Below are 21240 nucleotides of genomic sequence, written 5' to 3' on the forward strand. Positions count from 1 at the left end.
GCGGCCGAAAGGCTGCGCCCTGTTTGTTTTCCGGTCTGGCCGTCTTTATTCGTGCGGGTGATCGTGGCGGAACTCGTCCAGGCCGTGTTCCCACGCCGGTTCGGTTTCCAGATGATGGTCGTGGGCCAGCTTTACTTCGGCTTCCAGCGCGGCTTCGACCGTGGTGCAGCCATCGGGCTGATCAAGAACGGTTTCCGCCCATTCGGCGGCGATGACGGGCGGCACATGCTTGAAGCAGGCGACGGCGTCCAATTGCTCGGGGGTTAGGCCGCTAAAGGCGACGCAATCAGTCAGGGACAACATGGCCGATCTCCGTATTAGTGGAATGGCATATCGTATCGTCCTATTCAACGGTAACGATCCTAACACGAAAATGTGCGGAATTTCGACATGTCCCTAAAGATTGTAATAAAATTCGCAGTGCATCATAAATGTTGCGTCGCAGTAAGTGGCGAGTGACCAAGGCCTCTTGCTTTGCCGCTTCGGCCGGGCCACACTTGCCCCATGTTCGCTAAATTCCTTTTGACCGTGGCGATGATCGCGCTGATTTGGTTCGGCTTTCGCTTCGCCCAACGGCTGACCCAGCAAAAGCAACGCCCGGTGACGCGGGAACGGGGCGATAAGCCGCGCTTTACCCCCGATGAGGACGGTGAGTCGGTGCGCGACCTGATCAAGTGCCCGCGCTGCGACACTTGGCGCGGCCAAAGCTTGGGCTCGTGCGGGCGGGGCGATTGCCCTTATTAGGGAGAGAGAACATGCGGATCATTGCCTCCCTGGCCTTGGTCGTCTTGGTCGCCGGTTGCGCCTTGCCGCCAGCGGATCAGCCGGCTCATCCCAGCCGCATGGGGCGGTTTTTGGGGCTGGTGTCGCGTTGCGGCTGTTCGGATATCGGCGGCGACCGCATGCTGGCCGAATACGGCAAGGTGACGGCGAGGCATTATTCCGAGGCCCAGACCAAATCCATGCGCGGTTACGTCGATTTGGCTTTGTCGGAAAACTTCGATAATCAGTTGGATATCTGCGCCGAAATCTGTTCCCAGGGCTGCATGGTCAATGCCGTGGCTATTCCCCTGGGCGGCCGCCCCGTTGCCGGGGCGGCGGCCTGTCTGGTGTCGGAACGCGATCTGCATTTGACCACTGGCCAGATGGGCGGCGACTGGGATTAACTATTTCCCCACCAGTAAACCCAGATGAACAAGAACAGCCAGACCACATCGACGAAGTGCCAATACCAGGCGGCGGCTTCGAAGCCGACATGTTGACCGGGGGGGAAGTGGCCCAGGCCGGCGCGCACGGCGCAAACCGCCAGGAAGCAGATGCCGACGAAGACGTGAACGCCGTGGAAGCCGGTGGCCATATAAAACACCGACGGATAGACGCCTTCGGTGAATTTAAAGGTGGCCTCGCCGTATTCGATCATTTGCAGGCTCAGGAAAATCGCCCCCAGTCCCACCGATGCCAGCAGGCCAAGAACGATCTGGCGGGTCTTGCCCGCGCGCACGCCGTGATGGGCCCAATTCACGGTGACGCCGGAACTGAGCAGGATCAGGGTGTTGATGAAGGGCAAGGACCAGGTATGCAAGGGCTCGATGCCGGCGGGGGGCCATTGCGTGATCGACGGATTGGTGCCTGACGCCCCATTGAAGAAGGCCCAGAAGAAAGCGGCGAAGAACATCACTTCCGAAGCGATGAACAGCACCATGCCCAGGCGCAGACCGTGGCGCACCGTCGGCGTGTGGGCGTGATCGCGCCGGGCTTCGCGCACCACGTCGCGCCACCACATGAAGGCGGTGGCGAAGACGATGGCGAAGCCAACCAGCATCAAGGTGTTCTGCGTCCGGTCGTGGAACCAGTGCACCGCCCCCAGCGCCAGAACGAAGGCGCCGAGAGAGGCGACCAGCGGCCACGGACTGGGATTAAGCAGGTGGAAGGGGTGATCCGCTTGGTGGTGGGCGTTGCTCATGACCGTCCCTGCCTTTGGCTGATGTCGAAGAAGGTATAGGACAAGGTGATAGTGGTGACTTCCGAGGTGGTGTCGTCGTCGGCCAGGGCCGGATCGACGAAAAAGCTGACCGGCATGTCGACGGTCTGTCCCGGTTCCAACCGCTGCTCGGTAAAGCAGAAGCATTGTATCTTGTTGAAATAAACCCCTGCCTTGGCCGGAGTAACATTGAAGGTGGCGGTGCCGACAACCGCCTTGTCCGACAGGTTGGTGGCGGAAAAGATCGCCAGCGTCGGCTCGCCCAGATGGGTGGTGATCTGGCGTTGTTCCGGCTGAAACCGCCACTTCATGTCCTTGGCCAGCGAGGCGTCAAAGCGCACGGTGATGGTGCGGCCGGTGGCCGTGCCGGCATGGTCGGCGATTTGGGTGGTGCCGCCATAACCGGTTGCCCGGCAAAACAGGTTGTAAAGCGGCACGCTGGCCGCCACCAGCCCGGCCATCAGCGCCACCGCCCCCAGCGAGGCGATCAGCGTGATGGTCTGGCCGCGGTTTTTCATGGTCTTACTCCGCCGCTTGGCCGATATGGGGGATCTTGTCGAAGGAATGCAGCGGCGGCGGCGAACTGACCGTCCATTCCAGCGTGGTGGCGCCGCTGCCCCAGGGATTGGCCTGGACCTTGGCGCCGGCGGCAAAAGTGCGCCAGACCACCACCACGAACAACAGCGCCGCGGCAAAGGCGATATAAGCGCCGATGGAGCTGACGAAATTCCAGCCGGCGAAGGCATCGGGGTAATCGGGAATGCGTCGCGGCATGCCGGCGAGGCCAAGGAAATGCTGGGGGAAGAAGGTCAGGTTGACGCCGACGAAGGTCAGCCAGAAATGCAATTTTCCCAAGCCTTCCGGGTATTGATGCCCGCTCATCTTGCCGATCCAATAGTAAAAACCGGCGAAGATGGCGAAGACGGCGCCCAAGGACAGCACATAGTGGAAATGGGCGACGACGTAATAGGTGTCGTGCAGGGCGATATCGACGCCGGAATTGGCCAGCACCACCCCGGTGACGCCGCCCATGGTGAACAAGAAGACGAAGCCGGTGGCCCACAGCATGGGGGTCTTGAACTCGATCGAGCCGCCCCACATGGTGGCGATCCAACTGAACACCTTGATGCCGGTGGGGACGGCGATAACCATGGTGGCGGCGGTGAAATAGGCCCGCGTGTTGACGTTCAATCCCACCGTGAACATGTGATGGGCCCAAACGACAAAGCCGACCGCACCGATGGCGACCATGGCATAGGCCATGCCCAGATAGCCGAAGACCGGCTTTTTCGAGAAGGTGGCGATGATGTGGCTGACGATGCCGAAGGCCGGCAGGATCATGATATAGACTTCGGGGTGGCCGAAAAACCAGAACAGATGCTGGTACAAGATCGGATCGCCGCCATTGGCCGGGTTGAAGAAACCGGTGCCGAAATTGCGGTCGGTCAGCACCATGGTCAGGGCGCCGGCCAGCACCGGCACCGCCAGCAGCAACAGCACCGCGGTGACCAGCATGGCCCAGACGAACAGCGGCATGCGGTGAAACGTCATTCCCGGCGCCCGCATGTTCAAGATGGTGGTGATGAAGTTGATGGCCCCCAGGATCGACGACACCCCCGCCAGATGCAGGGCGAGGATGGCGAAATCGACCGAAGCGTCGGGGTGGCCGGTGACCGACAACGGCGGATACAATGTCCAGCCGGTGCCGGCCCCAGCCCCCGATACCGCCGACAACAGCAACAAAGCGAATGCCGGCGGCAATAGCCAAAACGAGATGTTGTTCATGCGGGGGAAAGCCATGTCCGGCGCCCCGATCATCAAGGGGACGAACCAATTGCCGAAGCCGCCGATCAGTGCCGGCATGACGACGAAAAACACCATGATGACGCCATGGGCGGTGAGAATGGTGTTGTAGAGCTGGTAATCGCCGTCAAGAAACTGGATGCCGGGGCTTTGCAGCTCCATGCGGATAAAGATGCTCATGGCCCCGCCGATCAGGCCGGTGAGGATGGAAAAGCCCAGATACAGGGTGCCGATGTCTTTGTGGTTGGTGGAAAACAGCCATCGCTGTATGCCGCTGGGGGCGGCGAGGTGTTGGTCGCTCATGACTTGCCCCCCTTGGGCTTTTGCTGGGATTGGGCGAAACGGGCGCGGGTTTCGTCGGCCCAGGCATGGAATTGTTGTTTTTCCACCGCTCGGATCATGATCGGCATAAAGCCGTGATTGACCCCGCACAGTTCCGAGCACTGGCCGTAATAGGTGCCGGGGCGGTCGATGCGGATCCAGGTTTCGTTCAGCCGGCCGGGGACGGTGTCGGTTTTCACCCCCAGCGACGGCACCGCCCAGGAATGAATGACGTCGTCGGCGGTCAAAAGCACGCGGATGGGCACGCCGACCGGCAAGACCACTTCCCTGTCGGTGGTCAACAGGCGCAACTGGCCCGGCTGCAATTCGTCGTCGCTGACGATCATGGCGTCGAATTGCAGGTTCTGATCGGGGTAGTCATAGGACCAGTACCATTGATGGCCGGTGACTTTCAGCGTCATCTCGGCTTCTTGGGTGCGGTCCATGAAATAGAGCAGCCGGAACGAGGGCAGGGCGATGACCAGCAAGATCAGGGCCGGAATGGCGGTCCAGGCGATCTCGATAAAGGTGTTGTGCGACCATTGCGCCGGAACCGGGTTGCGCCGGGCATTGTAGCGCCACATGCACCACGCCAGCAGCGCGGTGACCAGCACCATGATGGCGATGATGACCACGTTCAAAATGGTGGATAATTCGCCGATGTGCTCCATCGTCGGCGAAGCGGCGGGCTGGAAATTGGTTGCCCACGGGATGGGCTGATCGGCGAGGGCAAGGGCTGGCAAGCCCATCCCGGCCGTGACTGCCACGGATGCCAAACGTCTCATGCGGGCGCCTCCCTGCGACTTCGCCTGAATACCGTTCGCGCTCTCTTTTTGCTGTTTGTGCGAATTAATATTAACAGTGGGGGTGCGGAGAGGCCGCACCAAGCCCTGCCGATGACTTTTTTTTCAAAATTAAAATGGTGCGCTGCGAAGTCGGGGGGCTTGCAAAGCCTTGCGGGGGTTATAATATGAGGGGTGACTAAAGAATGCCCCTATGGAAATTAGGAATAAAAGCATGATGAATCGTCTGTTCGGCTCCATGTTCGGCGGCGGTCAGGCCGGCAATGTCCACATGGTGTCGCCGGCCACGGTGCGGGAATGGCTTGATGCCGGGCAGGTTGTCCTTATTGATGTGCGCGAGACCAACGAACACGCGGCCGAACGCATCAAGGGCGCCATCAATCTGCCGCTCTCCACCTTCGAGGTGTCGCAATTGCCGGCCATTCCCGAAGGCGCCAAGCTGGTTTTCCATTGCCGCTCGGGCCAGCGTTGCGGCATGACCGCGGCCAAGGCGGTGGCGGCGGGCTATACCGGCGAGATCAATCGCATGGATGGCGGCATCATGGGCTGGCGGGCGATGGGCTTGCCCGTCGAATAAGGCCAGGCAACACCGACCGGAATAGTTTCCTTATCCCTGAATTTGCAAGGAATTCTGCCGCATTGCAGCAGGTTGACGCTATTGTCAACCCCGACGCGGACTGGTAGTTTTCCCTAATATAACCGTAAAAATGAAAATCAGGGAGGAGGTTACGTCATGAGGGGATTCCTCACTACGCCCGGACTATGTCTTGCGTTCGCTTTGGCGGCGGCGCCGATGGCCGCGTCGGCGGCGGATGCCGTCACGGTGATGGCCGATAGCTGCGCCGGTTGCCACGGTACCGATGGCCACAGTATCGGCGGCATGCCGGCGTTTTCCGGCAAGAAAGCGGACGAGCTGAAAAAAGTGCTGCACGACTTTAAGTCGGGCGCCCGCGAAGCGACGGTCATGGACCGTATCGCCAAGGCATATAGCGTCGAACAATTGGACGCCATCGCCGATTATTTCGCCAGCCGCAAGAAATAAGGGGAACCGCCATGACCAATATCTCTCGCAGGACCTTCAACGGTCTGCTGGGCGCGGCCGGTGCGTTGACCTTGGCCGGTGGCCTGTCGGCCTGTTCCAGCGGCCCCCGCGTCGTCGTCGTCGGCGGCGGCTTTGGCGGCGCCACTGCTGCCAAATACCTCAAGCGCTATGATCCCACCCTCGACGTCACTCTGATCGAAGCGGCGCCGACTCATTTCACCTGCCCGTTCTCGAACACTGTCGTCGTCGGGATGAACGACATGTCCTACATCGAGCGCAAGTTCGATAAATTGACCAGCATGTACGGGGTCAAGGTGTTCACCGATACGGTGATTGCCATCGATCCGGCCACCAAGGTGGTTAAGACCGCAGGTGGCAAGACCTTTGAATATGACCGGCTGATCGTGTCGCCGGGCATCGATTTCAAATGGAATGCCATCGAAGGTTACGACGCGGCGGCGGCCGAGATCATGCCGCATGCCTGGAAGGCCGGCCCGCAGACCATGCTGTTGAAAAAGCAGTTGGAAGCCATGCCCAATGGCGGTCTGGTGGTCATCGCCCCGCCGGGAAATCCGTTCCGTTGCCCGCCCGGCCCCTACGAGCGCGCCAGCCTGATCGCCAGCTATTTGAAGCGGAACAAGCCCAAATCAAAGCTGCTGATTCTCGACGCCAAGGATGCCTTCGCCAAGGACAAGTTGTTCAAGGAAGGCTGGGAAAAGATGTACGACGACATCATTGAATGGGTGCCGGCGGCCAAGAATGGCAAGGTCAGCAAGGTCAACGCCAAGGATGGCACGGTCGAAACCGATTTCGAGAAGTTCAAGCCGGCGGTGGCCAACATCATTCCGCCGCAAAGCGCCGGCCAGATCGCCATCAGCGCCGGCTTGGCCGATAAATCGGGCTTTTGCCCGGTCGATCCCAACACCTTCGAATCGACCTTGGCCAAGAATGTCCATGTCATCGGGGATGCCGCCATCGCCGGCGATATGCCGAAATCGGGGTATTCCGCCTCGTCCCAGGCCAAGGTCTGCGCCGCCGCCATCATCGCCTTGCTGAAGGGGGAAAAGCCGTTGCCGCTGTCGGCCATCAACACCTGCTATTCGCTGGTGGCGCCCGATTACGGTATCTCGGTGGCGGCCGTTTTCCAAGTCAAGGACGGCAAGATCGCTTCGGTTCCCGGTTCGGGCGGCGTCAGTCCGCTGGGGGCGAATTATCAGTTCCGCAAAAAGGAAGCGGATTTCGCCGCTGGATGGTACCAAAGCATCTGTCAGGATAGCTGGGCTTAATCGTCACAGTATTTCACCATGGTCACTCCGGCGAAAGTGGGGGTGACCATGGTTTGTTCAGAATTTACCCATGTTTTGTTGAAGTATCATGCACACCTCTCCTTTCATTTAGGATGATGGTGATTGGGGGTGCTTGGGCAAATTCATTATTTCTTGTGTATGCGATTGTTCTTATTTATCTGTTGCGACATATATTGTTATTTATCTATATTAGAGTTTGCACAAAAGCGAGGCGGGGATACCCGCCCGACAGGCTCGGCAACACGTCTAAGAGGGGGCTTCGTCCACATGCTCACGCGTCTTTATTCCCTGGCCGTTTTGGCCGTTGTCCTGCTGACCGGGCTGGCCGGTACCGCGGCGTCGGCGGCGGAAATCGAATCGACCCTGGCCCGTGGTGGCCGCTTGTACGACAATTGGTACAAGGAACTGAAATCCACCCGGCCGGAAGACACGCATCCCGCTTACACCGGTAAATCGGTGAAGAATTCCTGGCGGTGCACGGCTTGCCATGGCTGGGATTACACCGGCGACAAGGCGGTCGGCGTCAAGGGCGTCACCGGCGCCAAGGGCAAGGCGGAAGCGGCCATCGTCGCCATCTTGCGCGACAAGACCCACAATTACGGCCCGGACAAGCTGAACGACAAGGATGCCAACGATCTGGCCATGTTTGTGTCCAAGGGTCAGATCGACATGGCCAAATATGTGGATCTGACGGCCAATCAATCCAAGGGCAATCCGGCCAAGGGCGAGGTTTATTTCAATACCCTATGCGCGGTCTGTCATGGTCTTGACGGCAAAAAGGTCAGCACCGGCATGCCGCTGGGGCAGGCCTCGGATTATCCGGCGGCCATGCTGCACAAGGCGTTGAATGGCCAACCGGCCGAAGCCATGCCCATGCTGCGGTCGTTCGATCATGGTATTTCGGCCGACATCGTCGCCTATACCAAGACCTTGCCGAAGTAAGCGGTAATGAGCGGGCAAGACCCCAACGCCTCTGATGGCGCCGCGCACCCGCGGCGTCATAAGCGGCCCGCCGCCAAGGCCTTTTGGCGTAAGGCGGTGCTGGTGTGGATCGGTGTAGCGCTGGGCATCTTCGGCATGGCCGGATTCGTCACCGCCATTGAATGGACGAATCGCACCGAATTTTGCGTTTCGTGTCATTCGATGAAGCAGAATTACGCCGAGTACAAGGACAGCGTCCATTACATCAACCGCACGGGCGCCCATGCGCAATGCGCCGATTGCCATGTCCCCAAGACTTTGGGGCCAAAGCTGCTGCGCAAGGTGATGGCGGTCAATGACATCATCTCGGAGATCAAGGGCACCATCGATACCCCGGAAAAACTGGAAGCGAAACGGCCGGAGCTGGCCGAACGGGTGTGGAAATACATGGCCGACAGCAATTCGCGCGAATGCCGCAACTGTCATTCGTTCGATTCCATGAACTTGACCAAGCAAGGAACGGCCGGTCGTCTCAAGCACCCGGAAGCGGCGATGGAAGGCAAGACCTGCATCAATTGCCACAAGGGTGTGGCCCATAAGATACCGTCATCCAAGGATGATCTGTGACGCAAACGATGGGGGAGGGGTGGCGCCAAGGCCATCCCTCTTTGATTGTTAATATATGCATGTTCACTTTCAAAAAAGTGTTCTTTCCCCTATTGTGACCAAGGTAAAGGCATGGGGGCGGGCTATGCGGGTTATTCAAGGGAAATTCGCCAAGCCGCTTGGGGGCAGCCGAGAAATTTCTCTTGATCATACGCAATTGGTGCTTCCCAGCGGGGGTGGCCGCCCGCTTCCGGATGTGTTGCAACGGAAATTGTCGCAAGCCTTTGGCGCCGATCTATCCGACGTACGGATCCATGAAGGACGGCAAGCCTCGGCGCTGGGGGCGATCGCCTTCACTGCGGGGGCCGATATTTTCTTTGCTCCAGGTCACTATCAGCCGGATCGCCCGGTGGGGCAACGGTTGCTGGGCCATGAAATCGCCCATGTGTTGCAGCAGCGGGCGGGGCGGGTTCGAACATCGTTGCCGGGCCGGTTGACGGTTATTCAAGATGCGGCGCTCGAAGCCGAGGCCGAGCGCATGGGGATGCGCGCGGCAAGCGTTTCCGCCATTCCCTCTCCTCCTTCTGTTGGCGCGGTCCAGCGCAGCCAGGCTCCAGATTGCGCCGTTCCGCGCCCAGGGGCGCCAGCCCCGGCATATCCATCACCCGGGCATCCCGTGGGCAAGGCGGTGCAGCGTGTCGCCGCGCCGGCACGGCCAGGGCCACCCGCCGCCGCGTGGGCGTCGCCTGTTGGGGTGGCTGGAATCGTGCAGCGCATGAATACAGAAATCGTTAATGCGCACTATACTTCGCCTGTTGGATCGCAGGATTACAAAGATTCAAAATTATTTTTCAATACATTCAAGGCATCAACAGAATCTGCCTATAGTTTTGTTCTAAGTTCCCCGACCTTGAGCTCTTATAAGGATTTAGATGGTCACACCAAGCTTTGGAATAAAACGTGGAATGACTATATGAATGGCAAGAATACAAAGATGATGTCTGCCAATTTTGGCTATGCCGTTGAAAGTCTGGCCACCAATCCCTCGTCCCCATTTTATCCGACGGTACTGCCCCAGAACTCGCTGGTGTTCGAACAAATGGACCTGGGGTCGACCCGGCCGGATCTGGTTCTCACCGATAAAGGCGGCGGTTTCAAGGCGTTCGGCGACCTGACGGCGAAGAATAGCGCTGACCATATCTTCAAAAAGGATAATTGGAGCGCTAAGGTCCCCAACTTTGCCGAGATCACCTATAAGTCGCTTGATGCCCCCGATTACGTGACCATGCAGGGTAATCATGGCAATATGGTGGGCCTGACGCCTAAGCAATTGAAGGCCAGAACCAGCAAGGCCAGGAAACGTTATGTGAACGCGAAAAAGAAATGGACCCAATTGGGGCGTACTTTGGGGTTTCTCCATCATCGCAGGGACGTGAAGTTCGCGGGTATCGATCCGAGCCTTGATCCGGAAGGCGTGCGTGGGTACATCAAGACTTTGTTGGAAGAAAAACTGTCCATTGTCGCCAAACGGCAAGTCACCGTATCCGAGAAGATCGTCCCCAGTGTCCTGGTGGCCATGGGGGTATCGGCGACGTCGTGGCGTTATAACACCGGCTATTCCCAGAATTTGCGGGTGGGCGAAAAATTCCTGATGACGATTTTTTGATTTTTGTTGCAGCCTATCGGTATTCCATCGACCGACTGAACATGAAAAAGCCGCCCCCATTGACGAGGGCGGCTTTTATGGTCAGACGGATCGATCCGGCGATCAGACGGCGTCGGCGATCTCGGCTTCGGCCTTGCCCTTCATGGACTTGGCCTTGGCTTTGGCTTTCACCGCCAGTTCCTTGCCCTTTTCGAACTGTTCCTGATAGAACGCGCTCCAGGACTTGGCGCACAGGTCGGAGATGTCGCCGCCATTTTCATAATGCTTCATGAACACCTGACCGATGGCATAGGTCGAACCGCCGGCGATCACCGGCAACGACACCATGCCCATCATCCAGCCCACACCGGGGATCAGCTTGGTCAAGCTGACGGCAACGACCATGCCGGCGCCATATCCGACGACGCCACCGGCCAGCGACGCGATGATGCTGCGGCCCAGGCTTTCGGAAAACGGCTTGCCGTACAGTTCCGACAGCTTTTGGATCATGCGCAACTGAATGCCGACCACGGCGGCGATGTCGAACAGCGGCACCGGCACGATGGCGGCGGCAACCGAGCCGATGACGTAATTCTTGATCATGTTTTCGGCCACCAGACCACGTCCGACAGCCTCGGCATTGGCCACCGGGGCGCTCACGGCCAGGGTTTCGGGAGCGGGCACGGGGGCCTCGGGAGCAGCGGACTGAGCGGCCATGGGGTTTCTCCGGTTATGCCTTGCCGTCCTGTGACGTGCAGGGAACTGGGCAGGACATGGGAAATGGATTGCGACAGCAGGCAGAATACTTCCGTACGCCAGCTACCCTACCGTTTCAACCGACTAAAGAAAAGCCTGGAATGACACCACAAGGATATTTCCCTCCGCAGATGATCGCCTCGACATTGCCAAGCCGCGGCGACACAGGTAGCGTGCCTCGTCTCTTTCCGCCCCGATGCACGGGTTCGTTCAGAGGGCGCGCCGAGCATCTGAGCGCCCCCGTGTACAATTGATTTTGTGGGCCGATTCGCCGGGCAGACAGTTCATGCCAATGAACCTTCTGTCTGGATCGGACCACCAGGAATGTGTCCATGGCCCGCCTTACCACCGCGCTTCCCGTCATTTTCTGCTTTGCCGGCCAAGGGTCGCAATACTACCAGATGGCGGCTGAACTGATGCGCGACAACACGGTGTTTCGCCATTGGATGGGCGTCGGCGACGCCATCGTCGCCCGCCGCCATGGCTTTTCCGTCTTGGCCGAAATCTATGGCGACGACCGCCGGCCGGGGCAAGTGTTCGAACGGCTGCACGCAAGCCACCCGGCCATTTTCATGGTGCAATATGCCCTGGCCAAGGTGTTCCAGCACCAAAACGTGCGCCCCGACATGCTGCTGGGGGTCAGCCTGGGCGAATTCACCGCCCAGGCGGTGGCGGGAATGATGAGCTTTGAAACGGCGTTGACCGCCATCGCCGACCAGCCGGCCCTGTTCGCCCGCACCTGCCCGCCTGGAACAATGATCGCAGTGTTGGCGTCGCCGGAATTGCACGCCCGCTCGGCCGTGCTGACCGCCACCAGCGAGATTGCCGGGGTCAATTCCGCCGGCCATTTCATCCTTTCGGCCTTGGCCGATGATCTCCCCCGCATTGAAGCGGAACTGAAAGCGGCGGAGGTGGCCTTTCAGCGTCTGCCGGTGCCCTTCGCCTTTCATTCGCGCTTCATTGATGCCGCCGCGGCCCAATGCCGCGCCGCCGCGGCCGGTCAGCGCCGCGAAACGCCATTCTGGCCCTTGTGGTCATGCTGCGCCGGCGCCACCGTCGGCCCCGATACGGTTGATTTAAGTTGGCGCATTGTCCGCGACAGTATGAACGTGCGCCCGGTCATCGCCACCTTGGAAGCCCAAGGCGGCGCGGTTTACGTCGATCTCAGCCCATCGGGAACACTGGCGGCGCTGTTCCGCCAAAGCCTCGGCCCGAACTCGCCGTCGAAATTGCTGTCGGTGCTGTCGCCCTTTGGCGGCGACGGCAAGCGGCTGGCGGCGACGCTGGCGGCCCTGGCCGCATGAATGGCATCGCCGTTCTGATCGCGGTCTTCCTGGCCGGCCTCTTTTGCCTGCGCTGGGCCATCCATCGCGGCTTTCGCATTGTGGGCGAAATGCCGACCGCGACCCCCGCCGATTTCGCCTTGCCTTATCGTCAGCTCCAGGTGGTCACCGCCAACGGCAAGATACTGTTCGCCTGGATGATCGCGGCGGATTCAGCCGGGCCGGCGCCGGCCATCGTGCTGATGCATGGATGGGGGGCCAATGCCGCCACCTTGCTGCCGCTGGCGGCGCCCTTACACCGCGCCGGCCTGTCGGTGTTGCTGCTTGATGCGCGCAATCATGGTCAAAGCGACGCGGACAGCTTTTCCTCGATGCCACGCTTCGCCGAGGATATCGAGGCCGGTCTGGATTGGTTGAAACACCAGCCCGACATTGATGCCGGCCGCTTGGGTCTGATCGGGCATTCGGTTGGCGGCGCGGCGGCCTTGCTGGTGGGATCGCGTCGCAACGACGTGGCGGCCATCGTCAGCCTGTCGGCGTTCGATCACCCCGAGCGGGTCATGCGCCAAACCCTGGCGCGCGCCCACATCCCCTATCGTCCCTTCGGCTGGTTGATCTGCCGTTATGTGGAACGGGTGATCGGCCATCGCTTCGACCATATCGCCCCGGTCAACACCATCGGCAAAATCCACTGCCCGGTGCTGATCGGCCATGGCGCCGACGATACCCTGGTGCCGTGCGCGGCGGCACGGGCCATTCATGCCCGCGCCAATCCGCCCACCGAACTGCACATCCTGGCCGACAGCACCCATGAAGGGCCGGCAGATTTGCAAGGTTTGGGCGAGGAACTGGCTAGGTTCATCGCCCCTATCTTGCGCCGATGATCCGGCTTGGGATCAGGCTTGGCGGATACGGGCAACGAAGCCGTCGACCCGGGTCATCAGGATTTTTGATTGCTGACCCAAGTCCTCGGCCGCACTCAGCACGGCACCGGCAGCGGTGCCGGTCTGTGTTACCGCCGTGCTGACCCCGTCAATATTGACAGTGACCGCCCGCGTCCCTGTCGAGGCCTGTTCGACACTGCGGGCGATTTCCCCGGTGGCCGCGTCCTGCTGTCCAACCGACAGGGCAATGGTTGACGAAATCTCGTTGATCTGGCCGATGGTTCGGCCGATGGCGGCGATGGCATCAACCGATTCCCGCGTCGCTATCTGGATGGCCTGAATCTGGGCCGTGATTTCCTCGGTCGCCTTACCGGTCTGGTTGGCCAGATTCTTGACCTCGGCCGCGACCACGGCAAATCCTTTGCCCGCCTCGCCGGCCCGCGCCGCCTCGATGGTGGCGTTGAGCGCCAGCAAATTGGTCTGGCTGGCGATGGCGCTGATCAGCTTGACCACCTCACCGACTTTTTCCGCCGCATCCGACAACCGGGCGATCTTGTCGTTGGTGTGGCCGGCATCGGCCACCGCCTTGCCGGCGATGTCCGACGACTGACTGACTTGCCGGCTGATTTCGGCGATGGAGACGGTCAGTTGCTCGGCGGCGGCGGCAACGTTTTGCACGTTGTCGGCAGCGCCAATGGCGGCCTGACCGACAATTCCGGCCTGGGTCGAGGTCTGTACGGCGGTGTCGGCCATCCCCTTGGCCGTCACCTGCAAATCGGCGGAAGCCGATGATACCGCCTGGACGATGGCCTTGACGCTGGATTCAAATTCCTCGGCCAAGGTGTTCATCGCCGCCTTCTTGGCGATTTCAGCTTGATGTTCCGCCAGTTTTTGTTCTTGCCGCAACTGCTCGACCTCGACCATGCTGTCTTTGAACAGACGGACGGCGCCGATGATTTCGCCCACTTCGTCGCGACTGCTGAGCATCGGCACCTCGACGCTGAGATCGCCCTTGGCCAGCTTCAGCATATTTTGGGTCAAGGCCCGCAACGGCCGCACCGACCCCACGTTCCACCAGCCGATGACCGCGCCGATCAGCACGGCGACCACCGTCAAGGCGATCATGGTTTTCTGGAAGCCTGTGGCGACGGCGCGGGCACTGGCGGCAACCGCTTGGTTCTTGGTTTCCTGCAAGTCGATGAACTGATTGATGCGGGCCAGCCATTGGGTAAAGGCCGGGCGAGCATCACGCATCAGCACCACCACGGCCTGTTCGCGATCGCCAGCTTTGCGGCTGGCGATGACGCCGTCGATCAACGGCAGGGTTTTGGCCTCGATTTCCTTGATGGCGGCCAGAATGGCTCGTTCTTCGGCCGAAATATCGGCACCTTCGGCAAACATGCGGTCGAGGTCACGCGCCGATTGGGCATAAAAGCCGGCCAGACGGCCGATATCGGCGAGAACCGCCGCCAAATCCGCCTCGGTCTCAACCAGGGTGACATCGCGCAAGGAAATGGCGCGGTCATGGACGGAACCGCGGAAATTGATGGCATAGCGCTGCTTGACCGCATTGATGTCGTTGATCTGGCCGAGATCGCTTTCAATGCGGTTGACGCGATCAATGCCGATGACGGTCAGAACGATCATCAGCGACAGCACCAGACCGAAGCTGAAGAGGAAACGGCTTCCGATTTTCAAATTCTTCAGCATGTTCATGATCGATATTCCACCAACACATTGAATTGCGGTCAAAATCAAACGAACAGCGTAGGTCCCATTCGTCTGATTTCACCACATTGGAAATGTCGCTCCCGGCCACCGGCACCCTAGCGGAACGATCAGGCGGCGGCCTGATCGGCCACCGGCGTGCGGATCAGGTGGTCAAAGGCCGACAGCCCCGCCTTGGCCCCTTCGCCCATGGCGATGATGATCTGCTTATAGGGCACCGTGGTGACATCGCCGGCGGCGAACACGCCGGGCAGAGATGTTTGGCCGCGGGCATCCACTTCGATCTCGCCGCGCGGGCTGAGCGCAATGCTGCCCTTCAGCCATTCGGTATTCGGCACCAAGCCGATCTGGACAAAGATGCCTTCCAGGTCGATGCGGTGCATTTCCTCGCTATTGCGGTCCTTGTAGGACAGGCCCACCACCTTGACGCCGTCGCCATGCACCTCGGTGCTGAGTGCCGAGGTGATGACGGTGACGTTGGCCAGACTGCGCAGCTTGGCCTGCAACACCGCGTCGGCGCGTAATTGACTGTCGAATTCGATCAAGGTCACGCTGGCGACGATACCGGCCAGATCAATGGCCGCCTCGACACCGGAATTGCCGCCGCCGATCACCGCCACGCGCTTGCCCTTGAACAGCGGACCATCACAATGCGGGCAATAGGCGACGCCCTTGTTGCGATATTCGGACTCGCCCGGCACGTTCATGGAGCGCCAGCGGGCGCCCGTCGCCAGGATCACCGTGCGGGCCTTGACCGAGGCGCCGCTGGCCAGCCGCACTTCGATCAAGCCGCCGGGATTGGCGGCCGGGATCAGCTTGTCGGCCCGTTGCAGGTTCATGATGTCGACGTCGTATTCGCGGACATGATTTTCCAACGCCGCCCCCAGCTTGGGGCCTTCGGTGTGGTTGACCGAGATGAAATTCTCGATGGCCATGGTGTCGAGCACCTGACCGCCGAAGCGTTCGGCGATCACGCCGGTGCTGATTCCCTTGCGGGCGGCATAAATGGCCGCGGCGGCGCCGGCCGGACCACCGCCGACCACCAGAACCTCGAAGGCATCCTTGGCTTTGATCTTTTCGGCTTCGCGGGTCGCGGCGCCGGTGTCAAGCTTGGCCAAGATCTCTTCCAGGCCCATGCGGCCCTGACCAAAGACTTCACCGTTAAGATAGATCGCCGGAACCGCCATCACCTGACGGGTCTCGACCTCGGCCTGGAACAAAGCGCCGTCGATGGCCACGTGCTTGATGCGGGGATTGACGACGCTCATCAGGTTAAGCGCCTGGACCACGTCGGGGCAATTTTGGCACGACAGCGAGAAATAAGTCTCGAAGCTGTAATCGCCGTCCAGCGCCTTGATCTGTTCGATCACCTCGGCCTCGGCCTTGGGGGCGCGGCCGCTGACCTGAAGCAGCGCCAGCACCAGCGAGGTGAATTCATGGCCCAGGGGAATGCCGGCGAAACGCACGGACACGTCAGACCCGGGGCGGGTGATGGCGAAAGACGGCTTGCGGGCGTCGTCATCGGTGCGCACCACGGTGATCTTGGCGGAAAGCTGGGCGATTTCGGCCAGCAATTCCTGCATTTCCAGCGATTTGGCGCCATCATCGAGGGAAGCAACCAACTGGATCGGTTGCTCGACCATCTCGAGATAGGCCTTCAACTGCGTCTTCAAAGTCTCTTCTAACATGTCAAAGGCTTTCCTGATGGGGGGAGGGGGGCGCCGGCCCGTCCCATTCCGGCCCCGGAAAACCGGGGCCGGAACGGTCCGCGCTGGGAAGAATTCGCCGGAGGCTTAGATCTTGCCGACCAGATCCAGCGACGGAGCCAGGGTCTTCTCGCCTTCTTTCCACTTGGCCGGGCACACTTCACCCGGATGCGACGCGACGTACTGAGCCGCCTTGACCTTGCGCAGCAATTCCTTGGCATCGCGGCCAACGCCACCGGCGTTGATCTCGACGATCTGGATCTTGCCCTCGGGGTCGATGACGAAGGTGCCGCGATCGGCCAGGCCGACGTCTTCGATCATGACGCCGAAATTGCGGCTGATGGTGCCGGTCGGGTCGCCGACCATGGTGTACTGAATCTTCTTCACCGCGTCCGAGGTGTCGTGCCAAGCCTTGTGGGCGAAATGGGTGTCGGTGGACACCGAATAGATTTCGACGCCCAGGCCCTGGAATTCAGCGTAATTGTCGGCCAGATCCTCCAGCTCGGTCGGGCAGACGAAGGTGAAGTCGGCCGGATAGAAGAACACCACCGACCACTTGCCCTTGAGGTCGGCGTCGGTCACGTCGAAGAACTTGCCGTTCTTGAAGGCAGAGGCCTTGAAGGGCTTGATTTCGGTATTGATCAAAGACATCGCTATCTCCACAGCGTTGGGGTTCGGAACAGGGGGGATCCTAGGGATAAAACTCATATCGAGGAAACGAGTTTTATTTATGACAAAAATCGATTTTTCCGATTTATGTGCAGACACACCCTGACCCCGACAACATAGTCCCGCCTCCGCCATGATCGAAGTTGAATAATTCCAAACAACTTTAAATTATCCGCCGCTCCAGGCGGTTAAGCCTTTAAATGCGCCATCTCAATATCGCCATTGGCCGATTCCATTGCCCGCCTCTATAATTATAATCCGGCAGAGCGCCGCATAAGGAATGGAGAGACTTGATGTCGAAGGGAATTCTGGTTGGTGCGGCCGAGGACCAGCTGTGGCTGGACCTGTCCGTGGGCAATCGCCATGGATTGATCGCCGGCGCCACCGGGACCGGCAAGACCATGTCGCTTCGCCTGCTGGCCGAGGGTTTCGCCAATGCCGGCGTCCCGGTCTTCATGGCCGATGTGAAAGGCGATCTTGGCGGTTTGGCCAAGCCGGGGGAAGCCTCCGCCCGTCTTACCGAGCGCGCCGACAAGGTCAAGACCGAGTGGAAAGCCCAGGATGTCCCGGTGGTTTTCTGGGATGTCTTCGGCCGCCAAGGCCACCCGATTCGGGCGACCATTTCCGATATCGGCCCCATCTTGTTGGGGCGGATATTGGGATTGTCCGACGTCCAGGAAGCGGTCTTGCACGTGGTGTTCCGCTATGCCGATGACGAAGGGCTTTTGCTGCTTGACCTCAAGGACCTGCGGGCGCTGATCAATCATGTGGCGGAAAACGCCGCCGATTTGAATGCGCGCTATGGCGCCGTCGCCTCCTCTTCGGTCGGCGCGATCCAGCGTGCCTTGCTGGCCTTGGAAAACCAGGGAGCCGACAAATTCTTCGGCGAGCCCGCGCTCGACATCGCCGACCTGATGATGATCGCCCCCGATGGCCGGGGCGCGGTCAATGTCCTGGCCGCCAGCGAATTGATGAAAAGCCCGCAACTTTACGCCACCTTCTTGTTGTGGCTGCTGTCCGAGTTGTTCGAAAACCTGCCCGAGGTCGGCGACCTCGACAAGCCGAAGCTGGTGTTCTTTTTTGACGAAGCGCACCTTTTGTTCAATGACGCGCCCAAGGCATTGGTGACCCAGGTCGAGCAAGTGGTGCGCCTGATCCGCTCGAAGGGCGTCGGCATCTATTTCGTCACCCAATCGCCGCTGGATGTTCCGGAAACCGTCTTGGGCCAGTTGGGCCATCGCATCCAACACGCCTTGCGCGCCTTTACCCCCCGCGACCAGAAAGCGGTCCGGGCGGCGGCCGAGACATTTCGCCCCAATCCCCGCCTTGATACAGCCCAGGCCATTCAGGAACTGGGCAAAGGCGAGGCGCTGGTGTCGTTGCTGGATGGCGACGGCGTACCGTCCATTGTGCAGCGCGTCTTGATCGCGCCGCCGGCGACGTCGCTGGCGGTGCTGTCGGACGAAGACCGCGGCGAAATCATCGGCAACAGCCCGCTTAAGGGCGTCTATGACCAAGCCGTCGATCGCGAATCGGCTTATGAAAAGCTTAAGGCGCGGACTGACCCCGCGCCGAGCGCCGACACCGGCAAACAAAGCGCGGCGGGGGGCTGGACCCGCAACAGCGGCAAAAAAGCCGCCCCCCGGCAGCGGGAAACCACCACCGAAGCCGCGGTCAAATCGGTTGCCCGCAGTTTGGCCAGCAGCATCGGCTCGTCATTGGGCCGGCAAATCGTGCGCGGCGTATTGGGGGCAATTCTCAAGCGTTAAGGGGCGGTGACATTCAAACTCCTTTTGGCGCAGGAGATTTGGATGCGTGCTGTTTTAGCTCAGCAGGACTTCTAAAAACAATGCGCCATAGCGGTCGAGCTTGGCCTCGCCGATGCCGTGAATGCCGCGCATTTCCGCCAAGGATGCCGGCTGTTCGGCGGCCAGTTCGATCAAGGTGCGGTCGGGGAACACCGCATAGGCGGGGATGCCCTGGTCGGTGGCCAATTCGCGCCGTAATTTCTTCAAGGCCGCCAGCAAATCATGGTCGATATCGTTGCGCAGCACCGGCGGCAGCGCCTTTTCCCGCTTGGCGCTTTTGCCCTTGGCCTTCAGGGTTTCGGTGCGGACGTCGATGCGGGCGCGGCCGCGCAAGACTTCGCCGCCGGCTTCGGTCAGCCGCCAGCCGCCATGCTCGGACAGGTCTTGGGAAATCAGCCCGCCGGCATAGAATTGACGGAACAGCGCCCGCCACTGATCGCGGCTATGTTCCTTGCCGACGCCGAAAGTGGGTAATTGGTCGTGGCCGAAACGCAGGACCGCGTCGTTGTCTTGGCCGATCAGGACATTGACCAGATGCTCGGTGCCAAAGCGCTGGCCGGTGCGCCAGATCGCCGACAAGGCTTTTTGTGCATCGACGGTGCCGTCGCGTAACAGCACCCCGGTGATGCACAAATCGCAATGGCCGCAGGGCTGGGTGGTTTCGCCGAAATAAGACAGCAAGGTCTGGCGACGGCAGCGCGGCGCCTCGCACAGGGCCAGCAGCGCGTTCAGCTTTTGCCGCTCCACCCGCTTTTGCTCGTCGGATGCCTGGCTGTCCTCGATCTGCTGACGGCGCAAGCGGACATCGCCCAGGCCGTACAGGGTCAGCGTCTCCGCCGCCAATCCATCGCGGCCGGCGCGGCCGATTTCCTGGTAATAGGCCTCGATGGATTTGGGCAGGTCGGCGTGGGCGACGAAGCGGACATCGGGCTTGTCGATGCCCATGCCGAAGGCGACGGTGGCGACCATGATGATGCCATCCTCGCGCAGGAAGGTGTCTTGGTTGTTTTCCCGTACTTTCTTGTCCAGGCCGGCGTGATAGACCAAGGCCCGGTGGCCGGCATCGTTCAGTCCCTGGGCCAAATCCTCGCAGCCGGCGCGGGAACTGCAATAGATGATGCCGCTATCGCCCTTGCGGTCCTTCAAGAAGCCCAGCAATTGCCGGCGCGGGCTGTCCTTGGCCTGCATGGCCAGCATCAGGTTGGGGCGATCGAAGCCGCCGATGAAGATGCGCGGCGTCGTGTCGAACAGCCGTTCGGCAATGTCGGCACGGGTGGCGGCGTCGGCGGTGGCGGTAAAGGCGATGGTTTGGACTTGGCCAAGCCCGCGCCGGAATTCCCCCAGGGCCAGATATTCCGGGCGGAAATCGTGGCCCCATTGACTGACGCAATGGGCTTCGTCGATGGCCAGCCGGTTGGCGCCCGAACGGCGAAGGAAGTCAACGGTGTCCGGCCGCGCCAGCCGTTCGGGGGCCAGATACAGCAATTTCAGCTCGCGTCGACGGATCAGGTCGAACACCCGGCGGCTTTCGTCGGAATCGTTGGCGGAATTCATCGCCGCCGCCGCCACGCCGTAATTGGTCAATTGCGCCACCTGATCGCGCATCAACGCGATCAGCGGCGACACCACCACGGTCAGGCCGTCGCCGATGATCGCCGGCAATTGATAGCACAACGATTTGCCGGCGCCGGTGGGCATGATCGCCAGCACATCCTCGCCGGCCAGGATGGGGGCGATGATTTCTTCCTGGCCCGGACGAAACGAATCGAAGCCGAACACGGACGACAGACAGGCACGGGCAGAGGCGAGGGAAGGGGACATGACCTGAGGGGGCAACGGCACGGGCCGGCATTGTAGCCATAGCCTGCCGCCGACGCCACGAAATCCCCGCCGTGGCATTTTGTGGCGTCGCCCCAGCCGGATTGTCCGCATTGGGTGTGGGGGGGGATCGGCCCCTGGGCCTCTCAAGCCATTGCC

Annotated in this window: 21 protein-coding genes; 11 read left to right on the forward strand and 10 right to left on the reverse strand. The window is 60.6% G+C overall.

The window, feature by feature from the left end:
* Positions 1 to 45: 45 nt before the first annotated feature.
* On the reverse strand, positions 46 to 303 hold the full coding sequence (locus KEC16_RS01015; RefSeq protein ID WP_211545795.1) for a hypothetical protein: 258 nt from the start codon (positions 301 to 303) through the stop codon (positions 46 to 48).
* A gap of 201 nt (positions 304 to 504) precedes the next feature.
* Here KEC16_RS01015 and KEC16_RS01020 point away from each other — a divergent pair, with 201 nt between their 5' ends.
* Together KEC16_RS01020 and KEC16_RS01025 are read left to right on the forward strand one after the other, a co-directional pair.
* Complete coding sequence (locus tag KEC16_RS01020; RefSeq protein WP_211545796.1) at positions 505 to 744, forward strand: hypothetical protein; 240 nt, start codon at positions 505 to 507, stop codon at positions 742 to 744.
* 11 nt (positions 745 to 755) lie between these two features.
* Entirely contained in the window at positions 756 to 1166 is a 411-nt protein-coding gene (locus tag KEC16_RS01025; RefSeq protein ID WP_211545797.1) for a hypothetical protein, read from the forward strand.
* Here KEC16_RS01025 and KEC16_RS01030 read toward each other — a convergent pair.
* The 4 genes from KEC16_RS01030 to coxB are packed head-to-tail and all read right to left on the reverse strand — an operon-like array spanning position 1163 to position 4890.
* On the reverse strand, positions 1163 to 1963 hold the full coding sequence (locus tag KEC16_RS01030; protein ID WP_211545798.1) for a cytochrome c oxidase subunit 3: 801 nt from the start codon (positions 1961 to 1963) through the stop codon (positions 1163 to 1165). The two genes, KEC16_RS01025 and KEC16_RS01030, sit on opposite strands and share 4 nt — an antisense overlap.
* A complete protein-coding gene (locus tag KEC16_RS01035; RefSeq protein ID WP_211545799.1) occupies positions 1960 to 2499 on the reverse strand; it encodes a cytochrome c oxidase assembly protein in 540 nt (179 codons plus the stop codon). The genes KEC16_RS01030 and KEC16_RS01035 overlap by 4 nt, the downstream gene beginning before the upstream one ends.
* A 4-nt stretch (positions 2500 to 2503) precedes the next feature.
* Positions 2504 to 4087: a cytochrome c oxidase subunit I gene (gene ctaD, locus KEC16_RS01040; RefSeq protein WP_211545800.1), complete on the reverse strand. Its 1584-nt coding sequence runs from the start codon at positions 4085 to 4087 to the stop codon at positions 2504 to 2506.
* Positions 4084 to 4890: a cytochrome c oxidase subunit II gene (gene coxB / locus KEC16_RS01045; protein WP_211545801.1), complete on the reverse strand. Its 807-nt coding sequence runs from the start codon at positions 4888 to 4890 to the stop codon at positions 4084 to 4086. The genes ctaD and coxB overlap by 4 nt, the downstream gene beginning before the upstream one ends.
* 232 nt (positions 4891 to 5122) lie before the next feature.
* Between coxB and KEC16_RS01050 the strand changes: the two genes are divergently transcribed.
* From KEC16_RS01050 to KEC16_RS01075, 6 genes are all read left to right on the forward strand, one after another.
* On the forward strand, positions 5123 to 5485 hold the full coding sequence (locus tag KEC16_RS01050; protein ID WP_211545802.1) for a rhodanese-like domain-containing protein: 363 nt from the start codon (positions 5123 to 5125) through the stop codon (positions 5483 to 5485).
* A 156-nt stretch (positions 5486 to 5641) separates the two neighbouring features.
* Positions 5642 to 5950, forward strand: coding sequence for a c-type cytochrome (locus KEC16_RS01055; RefSeq protein WP_211545803.1), 309 nt, complete (start codon positions 5642 to 5644; stop codon positions 5948 to 5950).
* 11 nt (positions 5951 to 5961) lie between these two features.
* Positions 5962 to 7236 carry an NAD(P)/FAD-dependent oxidoreductase gene (locus KEC16_RS01060; protein ID WP_211545804.1) on the forward strand — a complete coding sequence of 425 codons (1275 nt, stop codon included), beginning with the start codon at positions 5962 to 5964 and terminating at the stop codon, positions 7234 to 7236.
* A 288-nt stretch (positions 7237 to 7524) separates the two neighbouring features.
* Complete coding sequence (locus KEC16_RS01065) at positions 7525 to 8199, forward strand: c-type cytochrome (protein WP_211545805.1); 675 nt, start codon at positions 7525 to 7527, stop codon at positions 8197 to 8199.
* Positions 8200 to 8205: 6 nt separating this feature from the next.
* On the forward strand, positions 8206 to 8805 hold the full coding sequence (locus tag KEC16_RS01070; protein ID WP_249208618.1) for a NapC/NirT family cytochrome c: 600 nt from the start codon (positions 8206 to 8208) through the stop codon (positions 8803 to 8805).
* 124 nt (positions 8806 to 8929) lie between these two features.
* Positions 8930 to 10450 (forward strand): eCIS core domain-containing protein, encoded by a 1521-nt coding sequence (locus KEC16_RS01075; RefSeq protein ID WP_211545806.1) that lies wholly within the window; start codon positions 8930 to 8932, stop codon positions 10448 to 10450.
* A gap of 102 nt (positions 10451 to 10552) precedes the next feature.
* Here KEC16_RS01075 and KEC16_RS01080 read toward each other — a convergent pair whose 3' ends face one another.
* Positions 10553 to 11146, reverse strand: a complete 594-nt coding sequence (locus tag KEC16_RS01080) for a YcjF family protein (protein ID WP_211545807.1) — start codon at positions 11144 to 11146, stop codon at positions 10553 to 10555.
* Positions 11147 to 11517: 371 nt separating this feature from the next.
* Between KEC16_RS01080 and KEC16_RS01085 the strand changes: the two genes are divergently transcribed.
* A complete protein-coding gene (locus tag KEC16_RS01085) occupies positions 11518 to 12489 on the forward strand; it encodes an acyltransferase domain-containing protein (protein WP_211545808.1) in 972 nt (323 codons plus the stop codon).
* On the forward strand, positions 12486 to 13352 hold the full coding sequence (locus tag KEC16_RS01090; protein ID WP_211545809.1) for an alpha/beta hydrolase: 867 nt from the start codon (positions 12486 to 12488) through the stop codon (positions 13350 to 13352). Before KEC16_RS01085 ends, KEC16_RS01090 begins: the two co-directional genes overlap by 4 nt.
* Positions 13353 to 13364: 12 nt before the next feature.
* On the opposite strand, the gene KEC16_RS01095 is transcribed toward KEC16_RS01090, so the two are convergent.
* The 3 genes from KEC16_RS01095 to ahpC form a co-directional block, all read right to left on the reverse strand.
* Entirely contained in the window at positions 13365 to 15068 is a 1704-nt protein-coding gene (locus KEC16_RS01095) for a methyl-accepting chemotaxis protein (RefSeq protein WP_211545810.1), read from the reverse strand.
* A gap of 122 nt (positions 15069 to 15190) precedes the next feature.
* Positions 15191 to 16768, reverse strand: a complete 1578-nt coding sequence (gene ahpF / locus KEC16_RS01100) for an alkyl hydroperoxide reductase subunit F (RefSeq protein ID WP_211545811.1) — start codon at positions 16766 to 16768, stop codon at positions 15191 to 15193.
* A 105-nt stretch (positions 16769 to 16873) separates the two neighbouring features.
* The gene (ahpC, locus tag KEC16_RS01105; protein ID WP_211545812.1) at positions 16874 to 17437 is read right to left on the reverse strand and encodes an alkyl hydroperoxide reductase subunit C; all 564 of its coding nucleotides are present in this window, start codon (positions 17435 to 17437) and stop codon (positions 16874 to 16876) included.
* 311 nt (positions 17438 to 17748) lie between these two features.
* Between ahpC and KEC16_RS01110 the strand changes: the two genes are divergently transcribed.
* Positions 17749 to 19224, forward strand: a complete 1476-nt coding sequence (locus tag KEC16_RS01110) for a helicase HerA-like domain-containing protein (RefSeq protein ID WP_211545813.1) — start codon at positions 17749 to 17751, stop codon at positions 19222 to 19224.
* A 54-nt stretch (positions 19225 to 19278) separates the two neighbouring features.
* Here the strand turns inward: KEC16_RS01110 and recQ are convergent, their stop codons facing one another.
* The gene (gene recQ, locus KEC16_RS01115; RefSeq protein WP_211545814.1) at positions 19279 to 21084 is read right to left on the reverse strand and encodes a DNA helicase RecQ; all 1806 of its coding nucleotides are present in this window, start codon (positions 21082 to 21084) and stop codon (positions 19279 to 19281) included.
* Positions 21085 to 21240: the final 156 nt, after the last annotated feature.

The sequence above is a fragment of the Magnetospirillum sulfuroxidans genome, assembly GCF_018224925.1.
Lineage (GTDB): Bacteria > Pseudomonadota > Alphaproteobacteria > Rhodospirillales > Magnetospirillaceae > Magnetospirillum > Magnetospirillum sulfuroxidans.

Excerpts from the sequence above, each read along its gene's own strand:
- KEC16_RS01015 (WP_211545795.1), bottom strand. The coding sequence starts at position 303 with ATGTTGTCCCTGACTGATTGCGTCGCCTTTAGCGGCCTAACCCCCGAG.
- KEC16_RS01020 (WP_211545796.1), top strand. The coding sequence starts at position 505 with ATGTTCGCTAAATTCCTTTTGACCGTGGCGATGATCGCGCTGATTTGG.
- KEC16_RS01025 (WP_211545797.1), top strand. The coding sequence starts at position 756 with ATGCGGATCATTGCCTCCCTGGCCTTGGTCGTCTTGGTCGCCGGTTGC.
- KEC16_RS01030 (WP_211545798.1), bottom strand. The coding sequence starts at position 1,963 with ATGAGCAACGCCCACCACCAAGCGGATCACCCCTTCCACCTGCTTAAT.
- KEC16_RS01035 (WP_211545799.1), bottom strand. The coding sequence starts at position 2,499 with ATGAAAAACCGCGGCCAGACCATCACGCTGATCGCCTCGCTGGGGGCG.
- ctaD (WP_211545800.1), bottom strand. The coding sequence starts at position 4,087 with ATGAGCGACCAACACCTCGCCGCCCCCAGCGGCATACAGCGATGGCTG.
- coxB (WP_211545801.1), bottom strand. The coding sequence starts at position 4,890 with ATGAGACGTTTGGCATCCGTGGCAGTCACGGCCGGGATGGGCTTGCCA.
- KEC16_RS01050 (WP_211545802.1), top strand. The coding sequence starts at position 5,123 with ATGATGAATCGTCTGTTCGGCTCCATGTTCGGCGGCGGTCAGGCCGGC.
- KEC16_RS01055 (WP_211545803.1), top strand. The coding sequence starts at position 5,642 with ATGAGGGGATTCCTCACTACGCCCGGACTATGTCTTGCGTTCGCTTTG.
- KEC16_RS01060 (WP_211545804.1), top strand. The coding sequence starts at position 5,962 with ATGACCAATATCTCTCGCAGGACCTTCAACGGTCTGCTGGGCGCGGCC.
- KEC16_RS01065 (WP_211545805.1), top strand. The coding sequence starts at position 7,525 with ATGCTCACGCGTCTTTATTCCCTGGCCGTTTTGGCCGTTGTCCTGCTG.
- KEC16_RS01070 (WP_249208618.1), top strand. The coding sequence starts at position 8,206 with ATGAGCGGGCAAGACCCCAACGCCTCTGATGGCGCCGCGCACCCGCGG.
- KEC16_RS01075 (WP_211545806.1), top strand. The coding sequence starts at position 8,930 with ATGCGGGTTATTCAAGGGAAATTCGCCAAGCCGCTTGGGGGCAGCCGA.
- KEC16_RS01080 (WP_211545807.1), bottom strand. The coding sequence starts at position 11,146 with ATGGCCGCTCAGTCCGCTGCTCCCGAGGCCCCCGTGCCCGCTCCCGAA.
- KEC16_RS01085 (WP_211545808.1), top strand. The coding sequence starts at position 11,518 with ATGGCCCGCCTTACCACCGCGCTTCCCGTCATTTTCTGCTTTGCCGGC.
- KEC16_RS01090 (WP_211545809.1), top strand. The coding sequence starts at position 12,486 with ATGAATGGCATCGCCGTTCTGATCGCGGTCTTCCTGGCCGGCCTCTTT.
- KEC16_RS01095 (WP_211545810.1), bottom strand. The coding sequence starts at position 15,068 with ATGAACATGCTGAAGAATTTGAAAATCGGAAGCCGTTTCCTCTTCAGC.
- ahpF (WP_211545811.1), bottom strand. The coding sequence starts at position 16,768 with ATGTTAGAAGAGACTTTGAAGACGCAGTTGAAGGCCTATCTCGAGATG.
- ahpC (WP_211545812.1), bottom strand. The coding sequence starts at position 17,437 with ATGTCTTTGATCAATACCGAAATCAAGCCCTTCAAGGCCTCTGCCTTC.
- KEC16_RS01110 (WP_211545813.1), top strand. The coding sequence starts at position 17,749 with ATGTCGAAGGGAATTCTGGTTGGTGCGGCCGAGGACCAGCTGTGGCTG.
- recQ (WP_211545814.1), bottom strand. The coding sequence starts at position 21,084 with ATGTCCCCTTCCCTCGCCTCTGCCCGTGCCTGTCTGTCGTCCGTGTTC.